Below are 18,710 nucleotides of genomic sequence, written 5' to 3' on the forward strand. Positions count from 1 at the left end.
GCGGGCGGCTCGACGTGGACGTCGAGCCGCAACCTCACCAGTCTAACGGTCCGGCGCGGGAAACCGTGCCCTCAGACGCGCGAAACGGCCACTTTCCGGCCCGAGAACCCGTGGATCCGAGGGGAGGATCACACCAGGGGGATCCAGCGCGCCTCAGGCACCTTCACCCGCCGCAACGCCGTCGGCCACCTCGAGACTGCCGCCGGTCCCCATTCTCCTCCTCCGAAGTCGTCCGGCCGGGCCGTCGTCCACAGGCCTTTCCCGGGTCGTCCCGGCGTGGGACGGAGGTATGCCGGGAGGCCGGGTCCCAGCGGAACCCGGCCTCCCGGCATACGCGATCAGCGCCCCGAGGCGCGGCGGCTCAGAGGATGCCGCGGGCCTGGAAGGCGGCGCGCACCGTGGCGGCGTCGGTCGAGCCGTAGAGCGCCGTGGCGGCGTCGACGGTCTTCTGGGCCGCAGCGGCCCACGTCGTCGTCGGGGCGTAGGAGAACTGCGCCTCGAGGATGATCCGGGTCGCCTTGTCGCGGCCGAAGGCCTTGTTGACGTCCCAGAGTGCGTGGCTCCAGATCTCGCCGTCGGCGTGCACCTCACCGGTGCGGTTGGCCACGGTCTTGGTCGTGTCGAGCCGACGGATGCAGTGCGGCGTCGTCGACGTGTAGGACGTCGAGTCCCAGTCCATGACGCAGGCCCACGGCGTGGTGGCCGTGTCGGCCGAGCTGCCCTGCGACATCGTGGCCGCGAGGTAGTCACCGAAGCCCTCGCCGATGGCGCCCGCGTCGGAGCCGCTGCCGAACCCGGGCACCTGGTCGTCCTGGACCGCGTGGCCGTACTCGTGCCACACGACCTCCTGGTCCTCGCCGTCGTCGACGCCGCCGGTGCCGACCGTGATGGTGTCCTGGCTCGGGGTGTACCAGGAGTTGTCCTGCGTCGTCGTGTTGATGCTGAGGTCCTGCGCCTCGTGGTTGACGTCGGCGAAGCCGAGGCCCTGGATGTAGGTCTGGACCCGGTCCACGGCGTAGTAGCTGTTGACCTGCTCGAACCGCGTGTCGCTGCGGGTGTAGGCGAAGGCCAGCGACGACGAGAAGGCGCCGGCGTTCTTGCCCTTCTTGCTGTTCGTGACGTTGGCCCAGCTGCCCTTGAGGTAGCCGGAGCCGTCGAGGTTGGCGAGCGTCACCGTCGTGTAGGCAGAGGCCGGGACGGCCGAGTCGGCGTTGTTCGCGTCCTTGAGCGACTCGTTCTGCAGGGCGACGACGGGGTTGGGGTCGAAGACCTTGCCGGAGCCGTTCGCGAGCACCCGCTCGTCGGTGACCCGGGTGACCCGTCCGCTGCGCGCGTCGACGAGAACCTGCTTGTCCTGGTCGGTCGTGACCTGCCACGCGAGGGTCGCGCTCGCACCGGCGGCGCCGGGCACGACGACGAGCCGGCTGCTGCGGGCGTTGCCGTGGCCCTTGGCCGCGGTGGCGGCCGACGAGCGCGCGACACCCGGCGAGACCGAGGTGAGGCCGGTGACGACACGACGCCCGTCGTCGACCGACGCGGACGCCCCCGTCGAGTGGAAGGCGTAGAAGCCGCCGAGCACCGGGACACCGCGGTAGGTCTGGGCGTACCAGCTGTGCGAGCCGAGCAGGCTCTGGCGCACCTGGACGAGCGTGAGGTCCGCGGGCATCGAGGCGACCGCCGCCGAGGAGAGGGGCGCGGCGGCCGAACCGGTGGCGGCCGTCGAGAGGAGCGCGCCGACCGCGGCGACGACCGAGGCGGTGGCGATGAGAGGCATGCGACGCATGTCGAACCTTTCGGGGTGACGACGCGGTGAGGGCGACGTGGTGGTGGCGCCGTGATGGTGGCGACGACACAGGCAACCACGCACGGGACCCTCGCGTCCGGCAAGGATTCGTAAAGACTTCCCCTCGTTTCGGCAGGCCCGGCAGCCGCACCGGGACGACCCCGACACAAGGACCCCGAGCGCGGGGCGCCGAGGGCGCGGGCGCCGGGGGTGCGGGGCGCCGAGCCGCCGACGCCTCAGTACTCGGCGAGGGTGCGCTCGAAGAGGGAGTGGATCGCCTCGGGCAGGTGCGGCTCCTGGAGCGTCACGTCACACCCGGCCTCGTCGCACACGACGGAGTAGATGTAGGCGTCGGGGTGGGTGCGCTCGGTCGAGGCGGCGATGCGCTGGAGCGTCGGCGCGGCCAGCAGGTGCTGCCAGTCCTTGGCGTCCCGTTCGGGCAGCTCGCCGAGGGCAAGCCGCCGCTCGCGGACCTGACCGGCGAAGCCGCCGGTGCGCCGCAGCAGCAGCTGCGCGTCGGCGCCGGGTGCCTGACCCCCGCGGGGCCCGCTCGGGCTGGGCGCCGGGACCGAGCCGTCGGCGCCGTCGGCCCCAGCGGCCGGTGCGGCCGGGGACGCTCCGAGCACCCCGACCTGCTCCCAGGCCGAGCGCACGGCCTTCTGCTCGGCGGAGCCGTCACCGTGCGCGCTCGCGGCGGCAGCGACCGTGAGGTCGGCGAAGGTCGCGAAGTCGCAGTCGGCCTTGATGCCGGCACCCGACACGACGGCATACCAGATCGCCCCCGGGCCCTCCCAGGCGTTGCCGCCGATCGCGTCGGCCGCCAGCACGAAGGCGCGGTTGGGGATGCCGGAGTTGATGTGGACGCCACCGTTGTCGTCCTGCGTGTCGACGTAGCCGTCCATGTGAGCGGGCTGCGGGTCCCTGCCGAGGCGCGGGTCGTCGTAGGCCGTGCCGGGGTTGCGCATGTCGCGCAGCGCCCGGCCCTGGACCGAGCTGTTGAGCAGCTCGGCACCGACGAGCCAGTCGGCCTGCGCCGCGCTCTGTCCCAGCGTCTTCTGCTTGACGAGGACCCCGAAGACGTCGGAGATCGACTCGTTGAGCGCTCCGGACTGACCTTGGTAGAGCAGCCCGGCCGTGTGCTCGGTGACGCCGTGCGCGAGCTCGTGCCCGATGACGTCGAGGCTCTGCGTGAACCGCTCGAAGACGACGCCGTCGCCGTCGCCGAACACCATCTGCGAGCCGTCCCAGAACGCGTTGTCGTAGTTGCGGCCGTAGTGGACCGTCGCGAGCAGCGGCATCCCCTTGCCGTCGAGCGAGTCACGGTCGTACGCCGTCGACCACAGCTCCCAGGTCGCGCCGAGTCCGTCGTAGGCCTCGTTGACCGCGACGTCGCCGGTCGCGGCCGCGCCCTCGGTGCGCACGGTCGTGCCGGGCGTCGTCTGGGCACCCGCAGCGTCGGAGATGGTGCGGTGCGGACCCGTGCCGTGGGCCCCCGGGGTGGTGACGTCCTCACGGCGCGGGGCACGGCGCGTGGTCGGCCGGGCCGTGGGCGTGCGGCGGGTGGAGCGCAGGTCCTCGTCGTGGCGCAGGGCCTCGCGGGCGTGCGCGGCCAGGGCCGGCTCGTCACTGGCCGCCATCGCCTCGAGCATGTAGGGCGGGACGATGGTGCAGAGCGGCGTCCGAGGGTCGGTCGAGGGCTGCGTCGAGGTCATGCGAACAGTCTGCGTCGGAACACCGACACACGCCCTCCGAGCGGCCCTACAGTTCGCTGGGTGATCAGGATCAACGTCGGGGGCCGCGAGTACGGCTCGTGGGACGAGCTGCCCGAGGACGTGCGCGCACAGCTCCTCGCCGCGGGCGTCGACCCGGGACCCGACGGACGACTCGACTCCCTCGACCTGTCGCGGGCGAGCAGCTCGGGCAGCGCGGTCACGCGGCGCACCGTCGTCACCGGTCCGGACGGCGCGCCGCTGCCGCCCGTCGTGTCCCAGGTGCTCACCTCGATCGCCGACGCTGTCGGCTCCGCGCTCCGCGGCGATCCCGCGGCCGCTGTCCGGATGCAGCCGGGGGAGAGCACCCCACCGACCGTGGTCCCGGAGGTCGCGCCGGACGCTGACCCCGACGCGGTCGGCAACGACGACCACCACCACGAGGACCCCGAGACCGAGCCTGACGCCGGGGTCGCGGACCCGGGGCGTTCCCGCCGCGTCCCGCTCGCGCTGGGGTGGATCATCATCGCCGGCACGGTCCTGCTCGTCGCCACCGTGGTCGTCATCGGCCTCTCCGGCGTCTGAGCGCGGCCGAGCCGGCCACGGCGCCGGTCAGCCGTAGGTGTCGCGCGGTCCCCGCGAGTCGGGGGAGCGGCGCGGGCCGCGGTTCCACGACGGCGCGCTCGGACCGACGACCTTGAGCTCGCTGACGGCACCCGCCCCGATCTCCTCGTCGATCCGGGCGAGCAGCGACGACGCGAGCAGGCGCATCTGCGTGGCCCAGGCCGTCGAGTCCGCGCGCACGGTGAGGATGCCGTCGACGAAGGTCTGAGGCTCGACGTGCGCGGCGATGTCGGGACCCACGATCTCGGGCCAGCGGCCCATCACCGAACCGACCGCGACGTCCACCTTCCAACCACGGTCGAGGAGCAGCCGGTCGAGCTGGTCGCCGAGCAGGGCCGGGTCGCGGCCGTCGCGCGCCGAGCCGGTCAGCACGGGCGCCTGGCCGATCGGACGGCGCCGCTTCTTCGGTCGCATCCCCGGGCGCAGGCCCTTGTCGGCCGCTCCCGCCCGGGCCCGGGCCAGCGCCGAGGCCGCCGCGTCGGCGATCCGGGTGTCCTCGTCGGTGGGCTCGGGAGGCTCCTCGCCCTCGACCTCGGGGGTCTCGTCACTCATCGTCGTCCTCGCCCGCAACCTCGACGGCCGCGTCGTCCACGACCGCATCATCCTCGACCGCGGCTTCGGCGGGGGCCGTTGGGGAGTCCGCCGCCTGCACCTGACCGAGCACGACGGCATACGTCGTTCCGTTCTCACGGAGCACGTCGGGCACGTCCGCGCCGACCGCGGCCGTGATGAGCACCTGCTCGCAGTCGGCGACGAGCGCAGCGAGCCGCTCGCGCCGCCCCGAGTCGAGCTCGGCGAAGACGTCGTCGAGCACGAGCACCGGGTCGTCCCCGAGGTCGCGCCGCAGGAGGCGGTATGCCGCGAGCTTGAGTCCCAGCGCGAAGCTCCACGACTCGCCGTGGCTGGCATAGCCCTTTGCGGGCAGCTCACCGAGCGAGAGCACCAGGTCGTCGCGGTGCGGCCCGACGAGGGAGATGCCGCGCTCGATCTCGTTGGAGCGCACCTGCTCGAGGGTGTCGAGCATGCCGGCGCGCAGCTCGTCGATCTCGGGCACCTCGCCTGCCGCGAGTCGTCGGGCGAGGTCCTCGTGGAGCGAGCTCCTGTAGGTGGCGCGGGCGTTCGACGAGGCCGCGCTCACCGCGTCGTAGCACTCGGACAGGTCTGGGGCGAGGTCGCGCAGCAGCCGCAGACGGGCATAGAGCAGCTGGGACCCGACCGTGGCCAGGTGGTCGTTCCACACGTCGAGGGTGTGCAGGGCCGCCTCGCGCGCCTCGTCGAGCGGCTGGTCGCCGTCGCGTGGCGGGCGCGGCTGGCGTCGGGGACCCTTGCGCAGCACGGGCGCCGCAGACTTCAGCAGGGCGTTGCGCTGCTTGAGGATCTTGTCGTAGTCGGACCGGACGCCCGACCACCGCGGCTGGCGCTGGACGAGCAGCTCGTCGAGGAAGCGGCGCCGCTCCGACGGGTCGCCCTTGACGAGCGCGAGGTCCTCGGGCGCGAAGAGCACCGTGCGCACCGTGCCGAGCACGTCCCGGGGCCGCGAGACCGGGGAGCGCCCGAGCCGGGCCCGGTTGGCCCGACCCGGCGTGATCTCGAGCTCGACCATCGTCTCGCGCTCGTCGCGCACGATGGCCCCGCGCACGATCGCCTGCGCTGCCCCGAACCGCACGAGCGGCTGGTCCGTCGCCACCCGGTGCGACCCGAGCGTCGCGAGGTAGCCGACCGCCTCGACGAGGTTCGTCTTGCCCTGCCCGTTCAGGCCCACGAGCGTGGTGACCCCCGGCGTCAGCGCGAGCTCGGCGCTCGTGTAGCTGCGGAAGTCCTTGAGGGTCAGGTGACGGACGTGCAAGGAGGGTGCGGCGCTCTGCTCAGGCCTTCGTGGCGGTCTTCTTCGCCGCGCGCTTCTGGCCGCGCGCGGTGTCGGCCATGTCGGTGGCCGTCGTGGACGAGGCCCGACCCGACGCGGCAGCCTTCTTGGCGGCGCCGACATTGGCCTTCGAGGCCGTCGCCGACGCGCGCTTGCTCGCCTGCTTCGTCGCCGACCGGCGCGACGCGCCCTTCGTGGCGGCGGCCTTCTTGGCCGGTGCCGGGGGCACGTCGCCCTGGCGCAGCTTCTCGCCCTCGGCGATCGTCATGACCTCGTGCCCACCGAACTGGCCGCGCAGCGCCGCGACGGCCTGCATCGTCGGCGAGCTCGACTGGCGCGAGGCGAAGCGGGCGAAGAGCGAGGCGGAGATGACCGGCATCGGCACCGAGAGGGCGATGGCCTCCTCGACGGTCCAGCGGCCCTCGCCGGAGTCGTTGGTGTAGTCGGACACGTCGTCGAGGTGCGGGTTCTCCTCGAGCGCGTCGACCATGAGGTCGAGCAGCCAGGACCGGACGACGGTGCCTCGGCTCCACGCCTTGAAGGCGCCGGGGACGTCGGTGACGATGTCCTTCTTCTCGAGCAGCTCGTAGCCCTCGGCATACGCCGCCATGAGGCCGTACTCGATGCCGTTGTGGACCATCTTCGTGTAGTGCCCGGCGCCGACCTTGCCGGCGTGGACGAAGCCCTCGTCGCGCGGGCCCTCGGGTCGCAGCGCGTCGAAGATCGGCATCGCCTTGGCGACCCACTTCTTGTCGCCGCCGCACATGAGGCCGTAGCCGTTCTCGAGGCCCCAGACGCCACCGCTCACGCCGCAGTCGACGTAGCCGATCTTCTTGTCGCCGAGGAGCTTGGCGTTCTCGAAGTCGTCGGTGAAGCGGGAGTTGCCGCCGTCGATGACGAGGTCGCCCGGCTCGAGCAGCTCGGCGAGCTTGGCGACGGTCTCACGGGTCGGGTCGCCGGCCGGCACCATGACCCACACGACGCGGGGCGCGTCGAGGGCCTTGACGAGAGCCGGGAGGGTGCGCACGTCCGCGACGTCGGGGTTGCGGTCGAAGCCGACCACCTCGTGGCCCGCGCGGCGCAACCGCTCGCGCATGTTGCCGCCCATCTTGCCGAGACCGATGAGACCGAGCTGCATGTCGCGTGCCTTTCTGCGGGGGAGCGTGCGGGGCGGAACCGGTGACGCGTTCGAGGCTACGCGTACCCAGCGCGGCGCCTCAGGGGACGAGGGGTGCCCCGTCAGCTGGCGAAACGCACCGGCATCAGGACGTAGCGGTAGCTGGTGTCGGACTCAGAGTCGGCCTCGGCCTGGCCGGTCAGCACGGCCGGGCGGCTCGGCTGGGTGAAGGACAGCCGGCTCCACGCGGTGCCGACGGCGTGCAGGCCATCGAGGAGGAACTGCGGGTTGAACGCGATCTGGATCTCGGGGCCGTTGAGCGTCGCCTCGACGGCCTCGGACGCCTGGGCGTCGTCTCCGGTGCCGGCCTCGATGGCGACCTGGCCCTCGGTGAACTTCAGCAGCACCGGGGTGTTGCGCTCGGCGACGAGCGCGACGCGCTTGACCGCCTCCTCGAGCGCCGCGGTCTCGACGATCGCCTCGGTGTCGACGGAGGTCGGGAAGATCGAGGTGACCTTGGGGTACTCGCCGTCGAGCAGCCTCGTCGTCGCGCGTCGCTGCCCGGCCTCGAAACCGATGAGGCCGTCGCCGCCCTGACCGAGCGCGAGCTCGACCGAGCCGGATGCCCCGAGGGCTCGCGCCGTGTCGGAGAGCTGGCGGGCCGGGATCAGCGCGATGTGGCTGGCGTCGGTGGCCGCCGGGCTCCAGGTCAGCTCGCGCATCGCGAGGCGGTAGCGGTCGGTCGCGAGCAGCGTGACCTTGTCGCCGTCGATCTCCATGCGCACGCCCGTGAGGATCGGCAGGGTGTCGCCCTTGTCGGCGGCGATCGAGACCTGCGCGACCGCCTGGGTGAAGACGTCGCCGGCGATGGTGCCGCTCGTCTCGGGCGACGCGGGGAGCGTCGGGTAGTCGGCCACCGGCATCTCGCGGAGCGCGAAGCGCGACGACCCGCACGCGACGTTGACCTTGGTGCCGTCCGTGCTGACGTCGATCGGCTTGTTGGGCAGGTTGCGCGAGATGTCGGCGAGCAGCCGACCGAGCACGAGCACCTGACCGGCCTCGGCGACGTCGGCCGGGACGGTGATGCGCGCGGACACCTCGTAGTCGAACGCGGACAGCGTCAGCGTGCCGTCCTCGTTCGCGTCGACGAGCACGCCAGCGAGCACGGGAACCGGCGGGCGCGCCGGGAGCCCGCGGGCCACCCAGGTCACGGCCTCGGCCAGGACGTCTCGCTCAACCCGAAACTTCACGGTGCACTCACTTCGACGGGGAAGGACATTGGGGATCAGACACTAGTGCCTGCCGGTGACTGGCACCACAGACACTCCCCGAATCGCGGGGGCGGCGAAGACACACCTCCCTTCCACGTGGGATCCGTGGGCCCTCCCGCGCCCGGCGCCGGTGTCCTGACCTGACCCTCGTTGTCGGGGCTCCCCTCTATGACTGGGATCTCGTCATAGTCATAGGTGCTGTGGATCCTGTGGACAACTCGCGTCGAGGCTGGTCAGCGCGCCGATCGGGGTGTGCACGACGTGTGGGCTCGTACCGGACGCGGTGGCCTGGTGCTGTGGACCGATTTCGGCCGTGCACATCGTCCTCACAGGTAGGCCATGGGTTGTCCGCAGCTATTCGACGGTCATCCACACGTTTCCACAGAGGCGTGTGGAAGAGGGGTTGCCATATGTCCGATTTGGACGGATTGATGACTAGTCACCTGTGCATGGGGACGGCATCCACTTCCACAGAGTTGTCCACAGACGGTGGACAACTCTCCCTGGCCCGGCCTCCTGCGCGTCTGTGCCCGTTGGGTCACGGAGAGGTCACGCTGTGCACACAGGTGTGGACAACTCTGTGGATGAATGTGGACGTATGCCGTGTGGCCGGGGACCGTCGGACCGTGACGGGGGTGGCGACTAGTCACCGGCGGGCGCGATGACGCACCGTCTCGACGCGGCCAGGAGGCACTCGAAGAGCGCCCGGCCGTCCGGGACCGGCCCGAGCTGGGCGAAGACCTCGCTCGTCACGGAGCCGAGGAGGAGGGTCCAGGCGGCCAGCCCCTGGGTCAGGGTGACGGCGTCGAGCTCTGTCGCGGCGAACATCGGCGCCTCGAGCAGGGCACCCACCCCGGCCTCGGCGTGCACTGCGACGAGACCGAGCCGGTCCGGGGCGGTGAGCCGTCCCGCCCGCCGGACGTCGTCGAGCAGTGCGACGAGCAGGACGAGGACGGCCGTGCCCGGCTCCTCGGTGCGTTCGGCCGGCGCCTCGTAGTCCGGGACGGGCGAGCCGTAGATCAGGGCGAAGTCGTGAGGATGCCCGACCGCCCAGGACCGCAGCGCTCGACCGATCGCGTCCCACCGCCCCTCGAGGTCGTCGACGGGGGTGGCGTCGTGGGCCGTGCGGACGGCCGTGGCCAGCGACCAGTACGAGTCGACGATGAGGCGGGTGAGCAGCTCGTCGCGGCTCTCGACGTAGCGATAGATCCCCGAGGAGACCATCCCGAGGTCGCGGGCGACGGCCCGCAGGCTCAACGCCGCCGCCCCGTCGGTGGCCAGGTGCTCTCGGGCCACGCGCAGGATGTCCGCCTCGACGGCGAGCCGGTTGCGCGCCCGCTTGCCCAGCGGGGCGGCGGTCGCGTCGGGATCCGGGGAGGCGGTGAGCGGGTCCATGCCTTCGAGCCTGCCACAGTTCACCAACAAATGTGAGCGGTGCTCTTGCTTTACGCCCGCCCCGGTGCGATGCTCGAAACGTGAGCGGTGCTCACACCTTGACCTCGAAGGAGCAGACATGACCCACCACCTCGTCCTCGGCGCCGGAGGCGTCGGCCGCTCGACCACCTCGGCGCTCGTGGCGCTCGGCCACACCGTCACCCTCGCCTCGCGTTCGGGGTGCGTCACCGAGCAGCCCTGGGCTGCCACGCACCCCGACGCCGTCGAGATCGTCGCCGTCGACGCCAGTGACAGCGCCGCCGTCACCGCCCTCGCACGTGGCGCCGCGAGCATCGTCAACGCCGTCAACCCGCCGAGCTACACGACGTGGGACACCGACTGGCCGCCCGTCGCGGCCGCCACGCTCGCCGCCGCCGAGGCCAGCGGCGCCGGGCTCGTCATCATCGGCAACCTCTACGGCTACGGCGAGGTCGCGGCCCCGATGCACGAGGACGACCCGATGCGCCCGACCGGTCACAAGGGCCGGATCCGGGCCGACATGTGGACCGAGGCCCTGGCCCGCCACGAGGCCGGGCACGTGCGCGTCACCGAGCTGCGCTCGAGCGACTACTTCGGGCCCGGCACGACGCCACGCACGAGCTACCTGAACGACGTCGTCATCGACGCGCTGCTCGCCGGCCGGCCGCCCGTCGTCCCTGCCGGTCGGGCCGACGCGCCCCACTCGTGGACCTACGTCCCCGACGTCGGCCGCCTCGCGGCCCGGGTCGCCGCGGGCGACGACGGCTGGGGACGTGCGTGGCACGTGCCGACCGCACCCGCCTGCACGTTCGACGAGGCCGCCACCGACGTCGCGCGGCTCGCGGGCGTCAAGCAGCGGCGGGTACGCGTGCTGCCCCGTTCGCTCGGGACCGCAGCCGGGCTCGTCGTCCCCTTCATGCGCGAGCTCCGCGAGACCAGGCACCAGTTCGAGCGGCCGTTCGTGCTCGACTCCGAGCTGACGCAGCGCACCTTCGACCTCAGGCCCACTCCGTGGGACGAGGCCCTGGTGGCGACCATCGCCGCACGGCGCACCACGACACCCGCCCGAGCGGGCGCTGCGGCCTGACGCGGACCCGGCCCGACGGCATACGCCATCGGGCCGCGCCGGCGGGCGTCAGTGCGACTGCTGGCGGATCCGGTTGGTCAGCTCGGTGACCTGGTTGTAGATGGCACGGCGCTCACCCATCAGCTCACGGATCTTGCGGTCCGCGTGCATGACGGTCGTGTGGTCGCGGCCGCCGAAGTGCTGGCCGATCTTGGGCAGGCTCAGGTCGGTCATCTCGCGACACAGGTACATCGCGATCTGGCGGGCCGTCACGAGCTGGCGCGAGCGGCTCGAGCCGCAGAGGTCCTCGAGCGTCACCGCGTAGTAGGCGGCCGTGACCGCCATGATCGTCGCCGCCGTCACCTGGTTGGGCGTCTCGTTGGGCAGCACGTCCTTGAGCACGATGACCGCGAGCGGCAGGTCGACCGCCTGGCGGTTGAGGTTGCTGAACGCCGTGACGCGGATGAGCGCGCCCTCGAGCTCGCGGATGTTGGTGCTGAAGTTCGTCGCGATGTACTCGAGGACGTCGTCGGGGACCTTCATCCGGTCCTGGATCGCCTTCTTGCGCAGGATCGCGATGCGGGTCTCGAGGTCGGGCGGCTGGACGTCGGTCAGCAGGCCGGACTCGAAGCGCGTGCGCATCCGGTCCTCGAAGCCCGAGAGCTCACGCGGCGGCAGGTCGCTCGTGATGACGATCTGCTTGTTCGCGTTGTGCAGGGTGTTGAAGGTGTGGAAGAACTCCTCCTGGGTCTGCAGCTTGCCCTGAAGGAACTGGATGTCGTCGATGAGCAGCACGTCGACGCTGCGGTAGCGGTTCTGGAACGCGCTCGCCTTGTCGTCACGGATGCTGTTGATGAAGTCGTTGGTGAACTCCTCGGAGTTCACGTAGCGCACGCGCACGTTGGGGAACATCGTGCGGGCGTAGTGGCCGATCGCGTGGAGCAGGTGCGTCTTGCCCAGCCCCGACTCGCCGTAGACGAAGAGCGGGTTGTACGCCTTGGCCGGGGCCTCTGCGACCGCGACCGCAGCCGCGTGGGCGAAGCGGTTGCTCGCCCCGATGACGAAGGTGTCGAAGGTGTACTTCGGGTTGAGGCGGGTGTCGCCGGGGGAGCTGGGCTCGGGGCGCTGCTGCAGGCGCAGCGGCCCGCTCTCGCCCGCGCTCAGCGGGTCGGGGCCGAGCTCCATCCGCGTCTGGACGTCGTAGGCCGGCTGGCGCGGCTCGTCGAGGTCGGCACCGTTGAGCGCCGGGGCACTCTCGGCCAGGTCACGCAGCGGGTTGTGCGCCGCCTGGCCGTAGCCGCCGTTCTGGTGACCGCCGACGAGACCGGAGCCGTTGCCGGGAGCCGAGCTGGACCCGCCGCCCTGAATGACGCCCTGGCCGCCGCGCGCACCGTCGTGGACCTGGCCGCTCGGCTCGTCGCTGATCATGCCGAGGTCGGTCTCGAGGCTCTCGTCGACCGACACGGCGAGCTGGACCGGATGGCCGAGCTGGCTGGCGAGGGCCTCGTGGATCTGCTCACGGACGCGCTGCTCGAGGAAGTCCTTGGTGAACGTGTTGGGGGCGCGCACGAGGGCCGTCTGGTCGAGCACGCCGACGAGCCGGCACAGCCGGACGAAGGCGCGCTCCTGGTTCGACAGGCCCACCGAGTCGAGGGTGCCGAGCGTCTGCTGCCAGATCTGCGCGTAATCGACGCCTGTATCGGCCACCTGATCCCACCTGCCCCTGAGTCAATTCCGTTGCACCTGTTGCGTTCCCGGCTCGGTTCGGCACGAGCAACGGCTCGAGCCCGCCGGGTCGGACGTCCTGGGACCGTCCGTGTCCTGGTGAACGATGCCCTGTTGTCCACACGTTTGTCCACAGCCTGTGCATGGGGTGGCGAGGATCGTGAGAGTCGAAAACCTACCGCCGCAGGCGCGCTCGTGACAATCGAGTCGCCGACAATCTGCGCGTTCGGCGGCGTGTCGCCTTGCAATCGCTGCCGGACCTTCGAGGATCGTGGGTTTTGACCAGGTCACCGGGGCGGCCTCCGTCGGTTTGACCCTCGTTCGCGGGCTCCCGTATCGTTGACCGAGCGTGTCTGCGACCTCTTTCGCATGCCCATGGCCCCGAGACCGGCTCAGCCGGACCACCTCGGCCCTCCACGGGCTTGCCGATTGCGGTCGCACCGGCCACCACAAGCCCCACAACGGGAGCCGGGCCGACGTCGTCGTGACGTCGGACGGGCCCCTGCAACCTACGGAGAACCTCGTGAGCAAGCGCACCTTCCAGCCGAACAACCGTCGCCGCGCCAAGACGCACGGCTTCCGCCTGCGCATGCGCACCCGCGCCGGCCGCGCCATCCTCGCCCGCCGCCGCAGCAAGGGCCGCGCCGAGCTCTCGGCCTGAGCAGCCGGAGGCCGCGGCGTGCTGCCGGCACGTCACCGACTGCGTGAGCGGACGGACTTCACGACGGCAGTACGCGGGCCCGGCGCCAGCAGAGCAGGCGGGCGACTCATCGTCGTGCATGCCAACCGGACCGATGCGCGTGCGGAACTTCCGCCGCGCGTCGGTTTTGTTGTGTCCAAGGCCGTCGGCAACGCCGTCGTGCGCAACCGCACCAAACGGCGCCTGCGCGCCAGCGTCGCGACCCGGCTGGCCGGCATACCTGCTGGGCTCGACGTCGTCGTGCGGGCGAACCCGGCGGCGGCCGAGGTCACCTGGGACGAGCTCGACCTCGCGGTCGGGCGCCAGCTCGACAAGGCGTGCCGGCCATGAGCACCAGCCTGAACCAGGTGCTCGCGACACCCCTGGTGCTCGCGGTGAAGCTCTACCAGCGCTTCATCTCCCCGCTCTCCGGCCCCAGCTGCCGCTTCTACCCGAGCTGCTCGGCGTATGCCGTCACCGCGCTCACCCGGTTCGGCCCGGTTCGTGGTGGTTGGCTCGCGATCCGCCGGCTCGGCCGCTGCCACCCGTGGAACCCGGGCGGGGTCGACCCCGTTCCGATGACATGGGCCACGCGCAACGACGTGCGGCCCGAGGACTTCCGTCCCGCCGGCTCCGACCCGGCCGAGGACGACCACACGCACGACCACGAGCACGACGAGCACGCACAGCACGGAGTCCCGCACCGGGAACCCACGACCTGACCAACCGGCATAAGGTTGCCGATCAGTGGTGAGTGGCCCAGACACCTCGAACCCGAGCTGAACCGGCCGGCCCACCCGACGACAGAGGAAACACGTTGATCGAGTTCTTCAACACCCTGCTCTACCCGATCAAGCTCGGTGAAGCCTGGGTCATGTACGGCTGGCACTGGCTCTTCGACAAGATCGGCCTCAACGGCGATCTCGCCGGATGGGCCTGGGCCATGTCGATCGTCGGCCTCACGGTCGTGGTCCGCATCCTGCTCATCCCGCTCTTCGTGCGGCAGATCCACTCCTCGCGGCGGATGCAGCTCATCCAGCCCGAGATGCAGAAGATCCAGAAGAAGTACAAGGGCAAGCGCGACCCGGAGTCCCAGAAGGCGCAGCAGGCGGAGATCATGGATCTCTACCGACGCACCGGGACCAACCCGTTCAGCAGCTGTCTGCCGATCTTGATCCAGAGCCCCTTCTTCTTCGCGCTCTTCCAGCTGCTCAACAACCTCAAGGCCCAGGCCGAGGGCGTTCCCGGACACGACGCGATCGGCCCGATCACCCGCGAGGTCGCGGCCCAGATCGAGAGCTCGACGATCTTCGGCGCCAAGCTGTCGGACTCGTTCCTGACGCCCGGCGCCAGCCTCAACGTCAAGATCCTGACGGCCGTCCTCATCATCCTCATGTCGGCCACCACCTTCACGACCCAGTACCAGCTGATGCGCAAGAACATGCCTGCGGCTGCGCTGGACAACCCGTTCGCCAAGCAGCAGAAGGTCCTGCTGTACCTGATGCCGATCTTCTTCGCGATCTCGGGCATCAACTTCCCGATCGGCGTCCTGATCTACTGGCTCACGACGAACCTGTGGACCATGGGCCAGCAGTTCTACGTCATCCGCAACATGCCGGCTCCCGGTTCAGAGGCCGAGCGTGCTCGCCGCGAGCGGATGAAGCGCAAGGGCAAGGACATGCAGGAGCTGACCGTGCCGGGCCTCGAGTCGGCCGAGACGGTCCCCGACGACGAGCCCAAGTCGGGCCAGCGCCAGCAGCCCAAGGGCAAGAAGCGTGCCCGCACGCAGCCGACCAAGAACCGCCGCTGAGGTTCATCCACACACTTGTCCACACTGCCTTGGGGCCTCTGACCTGCGGAGACACGAGTTGTCCACAGATCCGGCCCCGGTGAACGAAGGAGTTTCCATGAGCGACACCCAGGCCACGGACGTCGAGACGCCCGTCGACGCCACCGAGCCCTCGACCTCGACCGAGTCCACGACCGAGCCGACCGAGGTCGCCGCCGACACCTCCGTGTCCACGGGCCAGGGCGACACCGTGGACGACGACTCGGATGAGGCCGCCGGCCCGGATCAGGTCGAGTCGGAGGGCAAGGGCGAGAAGAAGACGCGGGTGCGTCAGCTCGAGCGCGAGGGAGAGGTGGCGGCCGACTTCCTCGAGACGCTGCTCGACATCGCCGACCTCGACGGCGACATCGACGTGGACGTCGACGGTGACCGCGCCGCGATCGCGATCGTCGACTCCGACGAGGGTCGCGTGCCGCGCCGCCTGGTCGGCACCGACGGCAAGGTCCTCGAGGCCCTCCAGGAGCTGACCCGCCTGGCCGTGCAGGTCGAGACGGGTGAGCGCAGCCGCCTCATGCTCGACATCGCCGGCCATCGTGCCCAGCGCCGTTCGGCGCTCGTCGAGTTGGCCAAGGTCGCCATCGCCGAGGTGCAGGAGTCGGGGACGAAGCGCTCGCTCGAGCCGATGACAGCCTTCGAGCGCAAGGTGGTGCACGACGAGGTCGCGGCCGCCGGTCTGGTGTCCGAGTCCGAGGGCGTCGACCCGCACCGACACATCGTCATCCTGCCTGCCTGACCATCGGTTTCGTTTCACGTGAAACGGGATTCGACCAGCTGCATCCGAACGGCACGAACCGAGGAGTGAGGGCGCGTGACACACGATGCTCTCGACCCGATCGAGGTGCCGGCCACCCCGGGGGCGGCGGCCGCCGTCTTCGTCGATCGGGTGGAGCTGGCTGAGCACTTCGTGGCGATCCTGGCCGATACCGGGATCAGCCACGGCCTGATCGGGCCCCGCGAGGCCCCCCGCCTCTGGGACCGGCACGTCCTCAACTGCGCGGTCGTCCACGAGGCGATCCCCCGGACTGGGGAGACGCAGCAGGTCATCGACGTGGGCTCGGGCGCAGGCCTCCCCGGCCTGGCCCTGGCCATCGCCCGCCCGGACCTGGACCTGCACCTCGTCGAGCCGCTCGCCCGGCGCACCGGGTGGCTGTCGGGGACCGTGGCCCAGCTCGGTCTGACCAACGTCACCGTGCACACGGCGCGGGCCGAGACCATGTGGGACCGGCTTCACGCCCCGTGGGTCACGGCCCGCGCCGTGTCGCGCATCGTCCAGCTGGCCGAGTGGACCCTCCCACTGCTGGACGCCGGTGGCAGCCTGCTCGCCCTCAAGGGGAGTCAGGCCGTCGCGGAGCTCGCGGAGGGCAGAACCGCCCTGACGCGTCTCGGCGTCGTCGACGCCGGTGTGGACGAGTACGGCGCTGCCCTGCTCGGGGAGCCCACCATCGTGCTGCGAGCCACCATCGGCGACGTCGTGGACCGCCGCCGCTTCCGCTCACGTCAGCCTTCGAGCGCCGGGTCGGCCCGGCGACGGGTTGATCGTCCGCGCGGTTCGCGACGCTCCGGCCCGGAAGCGGGCGGGCGTCCGCGCCATCAGCCATGATCGTGTCCAGACCATTTCGATGGACGGCTCGCGCGGATCACTCCGCGGGCCGGCCCTCAACCCCGGAGGTGCTCTCCCTGTGACGATGTCGACCAACTTGGGCTGGCCGAGCGAACCCGAGCCGGGACCGGAGCACCGACGGCTCGGGTGGCTGGCGCGCATGTTGGGCGTTTCACGTGAAACGAGCGGCGAAACGCGCGTCGACGCGGCACGCGAGGGCACGGACGATGCTGCCGACGATGTTGCCGACGATGTTGCCGACGATGTTGCCGACGATGTTGCGGTCACCCCCGCCCCGGGAGGCGCCGGCACCCTCGACACCCCCGACGAGGGTGAGACACCGGCGGGAAGCGTTACCGGCGACCAGGACGGCGTGCTGGCGAGCGAGGTCGTCCTCGGTCAGCCGGATGCCCGCCCGGAGGTCACGCCGGCCGACCCCTCCGACGACGGATCGTCGGACGCCGAGTCCCGCGACACCGCGGGCTGGGCCGGAGAGGCTCCCGGCGTGCAGCCCGACCCGATCGAGTCCGCCCACCAGCCGTTCATGGAGGCCGAGGCCTCCGCCCCACAGGAGCGGATGCCCGCATCCGACGAGGCTGGGCCCGACGATGCAGTCGACGCCGAGAGGGCCGTCGGTCACGCCGATCCGGAGGTCGTCGAGACCGGCGTGCAGGGGTCGGGCCTCGCCACGTCCGTCGACGACCCGGGCTCTGGCCTGCCGGTCGACCCGACCCATGAGGGTGACTCGGAGGCGCCCGGAGACGCCCAGGGTGTGGCTTCCGCACCTGTGGACAACACGGTGGACGACTCTCCCGAAAAGGCCTCTGTTGAACAGGAAATGATGGCGAACGAGGCTGGGGACAACGCTGTGGACGAAGCCCGCCGCGCCTCCGATCTCCGGGCCGACCATGCGGATCGGGAGGCCCTGGCAGCGGCCATCCCGACCGCCGGACAGGACACGCCTCTCGCGATGGAGCTGGCCGAGAACGCACGCCGGCGCATCCAGCTGACCGGCCGCCCCTTCCCGAAGCCGGTGGCTCCTCGGGTCCTCACCGTGGCAAACCAGAAGGGTGGTGTCGGCAAGACGACGACGACGGTCAACGTCGCCGCAGCGCTCGCGCAGTCCGGGCTCAAGGCCCTCGTCATCGACCTCGACCCCCAGGGAAACGCCAGTACGGCCCTCGGGATCGACCACCACGCCGAGGTGCCGTCCATCTACGACGTGCTCGTCGACGGCACCCCGCTGCTCGACGTCGTGCAGCGGTGCACCACCGTGGAGAACCTCTACTGCGCGCCGGCCACGATCGACCTCGCCGGTGCAGAGATCGAGCTGGTCTCGCTGGTGGCTCGTGAGTCGCGACTGCAGAAGGCGATCGCGGCCGCGGGGGAGTCCGGGCACGAGTTCGACTACATCCTCATCGACTGCCCGCCCAGCCTCGGCCTGCTCACCGTGAACGCGATGGTGGCCGCCAGCGAGGTGTTCATCCCGATCCAGTGCGAGTACTACGCCCTCGAGGGCCTGTCGCAGCTGCTGAAGAACATCGACCTCGTCAGGCGTCACCTCAACCCGACGCTCCACGTCTCCACGATCCTGCTGACGATGTACGACGGTCGGACCCGGCTCTCGGCACAGGTGGCCGACGAGGTCCGCGAGCACTTCCCGAAGGAGGTCCTCCGCACGACGGTCCCTCGCTCGGTCAGGGTGTCGGAGGCGCCGAGCTTCGGTGAGACGGTCATGACCTACGACCCGGCGAGCAGTGGGGCCCTGGCCTACCTCGAGGCCGCCGGCGAGATCGCCGACCGGGGGGCGGCGGGCCGCACCTGACCGACCGGCCGAACCTGGTCAACGGGACCGTCGCCACGGTGACGGTCCCGTTTCACGTGAAACGCGTGCCGACACGGCTCGACACGGGTGACGTGGCCACGCCTGGTGGACCGGTCGCTCCGCCCGGCGTTTCACGTGAAACGGATCGTCCGGGGATCGGTGCTGCGCACGCGCACGGCACCGCG

Annotated in this window: 18 protein-coding genes; 9 read left to right on the top strand and 9 right to left on the bottom strand. The window is 71.1% G+C overall.

Annotated features, from left to right (window positions below):
- Positions 1-361: 361 nt before the first annotated feature.
- Together ASD90_RS00435 and ASD90_RS00440 are read right to left on the bottom strand one after the other, a co-directional pair.
- Positions 362-1,783: a M4 family metallopeptidase gene (locus ASD90_RS00435; protein WP_056750146.1), complete on the bottom strand. Its 1,422-nt coding sequence runs from the start codon at positions 1,781-1,783 to the stop codon at positions 362-364.
- Between the two features lie 236 nt (positions 1,784-2,019).
- Entirely contained in the window at positions 2,020-3,495 is a 1,476-nt protein-coding gene (locus ASD90_RS00440; protein ID WP_056750149.1) for a protealysin inhibitor emfourin, read from the bottom strand.
- A gap of 60 nt (positions 3,496-3,555) precedes the next feature.
- Here ASD90_RS00440 and ASD90_RS00445 point away from each other — a divergent pair, with 60 nt between their 5' ends.
- The gene (locus ASD90_RS00445) at positions 3,556-4,077 is read left to right on the top strand and encodes a hypothetical protein (RefSeq protein ID WP_056750153.1); all 522 of its coding nucleotides are present in this window, start codon (positions 3,556-3,558) and stop codon (positions 4,075-4,077) included.
- 27 nt (positions 4,078-4,104) lie between these two features.
- Here ASD90_RS00445 and ASD90_RS00450 read toward each other — a convergent pair whose 3' ends face one another.
- The 5 genes from ASD90_RS00450 to ASD90_RS00470 all read right to left on the bottom strand — a co-directional run bounded on the left by ASD90_RS00450 (position 4,105) and on the right by ASD90_RS00470 (position 9,763).
- On the bottom strand, positions 4,105-4,668 hold the full coding sequence (locus ASD90_RS00450; RefSeq protein WP_056750156.1) for a DUF721 domain-containing protein: 564 nt from the start codon (positions 4,666-4,668) through the stop codon (positions 4,105-4,107).
- The gene (gene recF, locus ASD90_RS00455) at positions 4,661-5,962 is read right to left on the bottom strand and encodes a DNA replication/repair protein RecF (RefSeq protein WP_056750159.1); all 1,302 of its coding nucleotides are present in this window, start codon (positions 5,960-5,962) and stop codon (positions 4,661-4,663) included. The genes ASD90_RS00450 and recF overlap by 8 nt, the downstream gene beginning before the upstream one ends.
- A gap of 19 nt (positions 5,963-5,981) precedes the next feature.
- Entirely contained in the window at positions 5,982-7,118 is a 1,137-nt protein-coding gene (gene gnd / locus ASD90_RS00460) for a phosphogluconate dehydrogenase (NAD(+)-dependent, decarboxylating) (protein WP_056750162.1), read from the bottom strand.
- 101 nt (positions 7,119-7,219) lie between these two features.
- On the bottom strand, positions 7,220-8,347 hold the full coding sequence (gene dnaN / locus ASD90_RS00465; RefSeq protein WP_056750165.1) for a DNA polymerase III subunit beta: 1,128 nt from the start codon (positions 8,345-8,347) through the stop codon (positions 7,220-7,222).
- Between the two features lie 663 nt (positions 8,348-9,010).
- Entirely contained in the window at positions 9,011-9,763 is a 753-nt protein-coding gene (locus ASD90_RS00470; protein ID WP_082588384.1) for a TetR/AcrR family transcriptional regulator, read from the bottom strand.
- A 118-nt stretch (positions 9,764-9,881) separates the two neighbouring features.
- Here ASD90_RS00470 and ASD90_RS00475 point away from each other — a divergent pair, with 118 nt between their 5' ends.
- On the top strand, positions 9,882-10,868 hold the full coding sequence (locus ASD90_RS00475; RefSeq protein ID WP_056750169.1) for an NAD-dependent epimerase/dehydratase family protein: 987 nt from the start codon (positions 9,882-9,884) through the stop codon (positions 10,866-10,868).
- Between the two features lie 48 nt (positions 10,869-10,916).
- On the opposite strand, the gene dnaA is transcribed toward ASD90_RS00475, so the two are convergent.
- Positions 10,917-12,554 (bottom strand): chromosomal replication initiator protein DnaA, encoded by a 1,638-nt coding sequence (gene dnaA, locus ASD90_RS00480; protein WP_056750173.1) that lies wholly within the window; start codon positions 12,552-12,554, stop codon positions 10,917-10,919.
- A gap of 541 nt (positions 12,555-13,095) precedes the next feature.
- Here dnaA and rpmH point away from each other — a divergent pair.
- From rpmH to rsmG, 6 genes are all read left to right on the top strand, one after another.
- On the top strand, positions 13,096-13,233 hold the full coding sequence (gene rpmH / locus ASD90_RS00485) for a 50S ribosomal protein L34 (RefSeq protein WP_020141619.1): 138 nt from the start codon (positions 13,096-13,098) through the stop codon (positions 13,231-13,233).
- An 18-nt stretch (positions 13,234-13,251) separates the two neighbouring features.
- Positions 13,252-13,602 carry a ribonuclease P protein component gene (rnpA, locus tag ASD90_RS00490; protein ID WP_056750175.1) on the top strand — a complete coding sequence of 117 codons (351 nt, stop codon included), beginning with the start codon at positions 13,252-13,254 and terminating at the stop codon, positions 13,600-13,602.
- Positions 13,599-13,973: a membrane protein insertion efficiency factor YidD gene (gene yidD, locus ASD90_RS00495; RefSeq protein ID WP_056754130.1), complete on the top strand. Its 375-nt coding sequence runs from the start codon at positions 13,599-13,601 to the stop codon at positions 13,971-13,973. The genes rnpA and yidD overlap by 4 nt, the downstream gene beginning before the upstream one ends.
- 95 nt (positions 13,974-14,068) lie before the next feature.
- A complete protein-coding gene (gene yidC / locus ASD90_RS00500) occupies positions 14,069-15,061 on the top strand; it encodes a membrane protein insertase YidC (RefSeq protein WP_056750178.1) in 993 nt (330 codons plus the stop codon).
- A gap of 97 nt (positions 15,062-15,158) precedes the next feature.
- On the top strand, positions 15,159-15,833 hold the full coding sequence (locus ASD90_RS00505; protein WP_056750179.1) for a R3H domain-containing nucleic acid-binding protein: 675 nt from the start codon (positions 15,159-15,161) through the stop codon (positions 15,831-15,833).
- A 75-nt stretch (positions 15,834-15,908) separates the two neighbouring features.
- Positions 15,909-16,700 carry a 16S rRNA (guanine(527)-N(7))-methyltransferase RsmG gene (rsmG, locus tag ASD90_RS00510; RefSeq protein WP_056750182.1) on the top strand — a complete coding sequence of 264 codons (792 nt, stop codon included), beginning with the start codon at positions 15,909-15,911 and terminating at the stop codon, positions 16,698-16,700.
- A 172-nt stretch (positions 16,701-16,872) separates the two neighbouring features.
- Here rsmG and ASD90_RS23275 read toward each other — a convergent pair whose 3' ends face one another.
- Positions 16,873-17,436, bottom strand: a complete 564-nt coding sequence (locus tag ASD90_RS23275) for a hypothetical protein (protein ID WP_056750184.1) — start codon at positions 17,434-17,436, stop codon at positions 16,873-16,875.
- A gap of 132 nt (positions 17,437-17,568) precedes the next feature.
- Between ASD90_RS23275 and ASD90_RS00520 the strand changes: the two genes are divergently transcribed.
- The gene (locus tag ASD90_RS00520; protein ID WP_369793543.1) at positions 17,569-18,525 is read left to right on the top strand and encodes a ParA family protein; all 957 of its coding nucleotides are present in this window, start codon (positions 17,569-17,571) and stop codon (positions 18,523-18,525) included.
- Positions 18,526-18,710 lie beyond the last annotated feature (185 nt).

Origin of the sequence: Terrabacter sp. Root181 (assembly GCF_001428505.1) — a bacterium.
In the GTDB taxonomy this organism is placed as follows: Bacteria; Actinomycetota; Actinomycetes; order Actinomycetales; family Dermatophilaceae; genus Terrabacter.

Coding starts and splice junctions, on each gene's coding strand:
- ASD90_RS00475 (WP_056750169.1), top strand. CDS start 9,882: ATGACCCACCACCTCGTCCTCGGCGCCGGAGGCGTCGGCCGCTCGACC.
- ASD90_RS00470 (WP_082588384.1), bottom strand. CDS start 9,763: ATGGACCCGCTCACCGCCTCCCCGGATCCCGACGCGACCGCCGCCCCG.
- ASD90_RS00440 (WP_056750149.1), bottom strand. CDS start 3,495: ATGACCTCGACGCAGCCCTCGACCGACCCTCGGACGCCGCTCTGCACC.
- ASD90_RS00435 (WP_056750146.1), bottom strand. CDS start 1,783: ATGCGTCGCATGCCTCTCATCGCCACCGCCTCGGTCGTCGCCGCGGTC.
- ASD90_RS00505 (WP_056750179.1), top strand. CDS start 15,159: ATGAGCGACACCCAGGCCACGGACGTCGAGACGCCCGTCGACGCCACC.
- ASD90_RS23275 (WP_056750184.1), bottom strand. CDS start 17,436: ATGGGTCGGGTCGACCGGCAGGCCAGAGCCCGGGTCGTCGACGGACGT.
- gnd (WP_056750162.1), bottom strand. CDS start 7,118: ATGCAGCTCGGTCTCATCGGTCTCGGCAAGATGGGCGGCAACATGCGC.
- yidD (WP_056754130.1), top strand. CDS start 13,599: ATGAGCACCAGCCTGAACCAGGTGCTCGCGACACCCCTGGTGCTCGCG.
- ASD90_RS00450 (WP_056750156.1), bottom strand. CDS start 4,668: ATGAGTGACGAGACCCCCGAGGTCGAGGGCGAGGAGCCTCCCGAGCCC.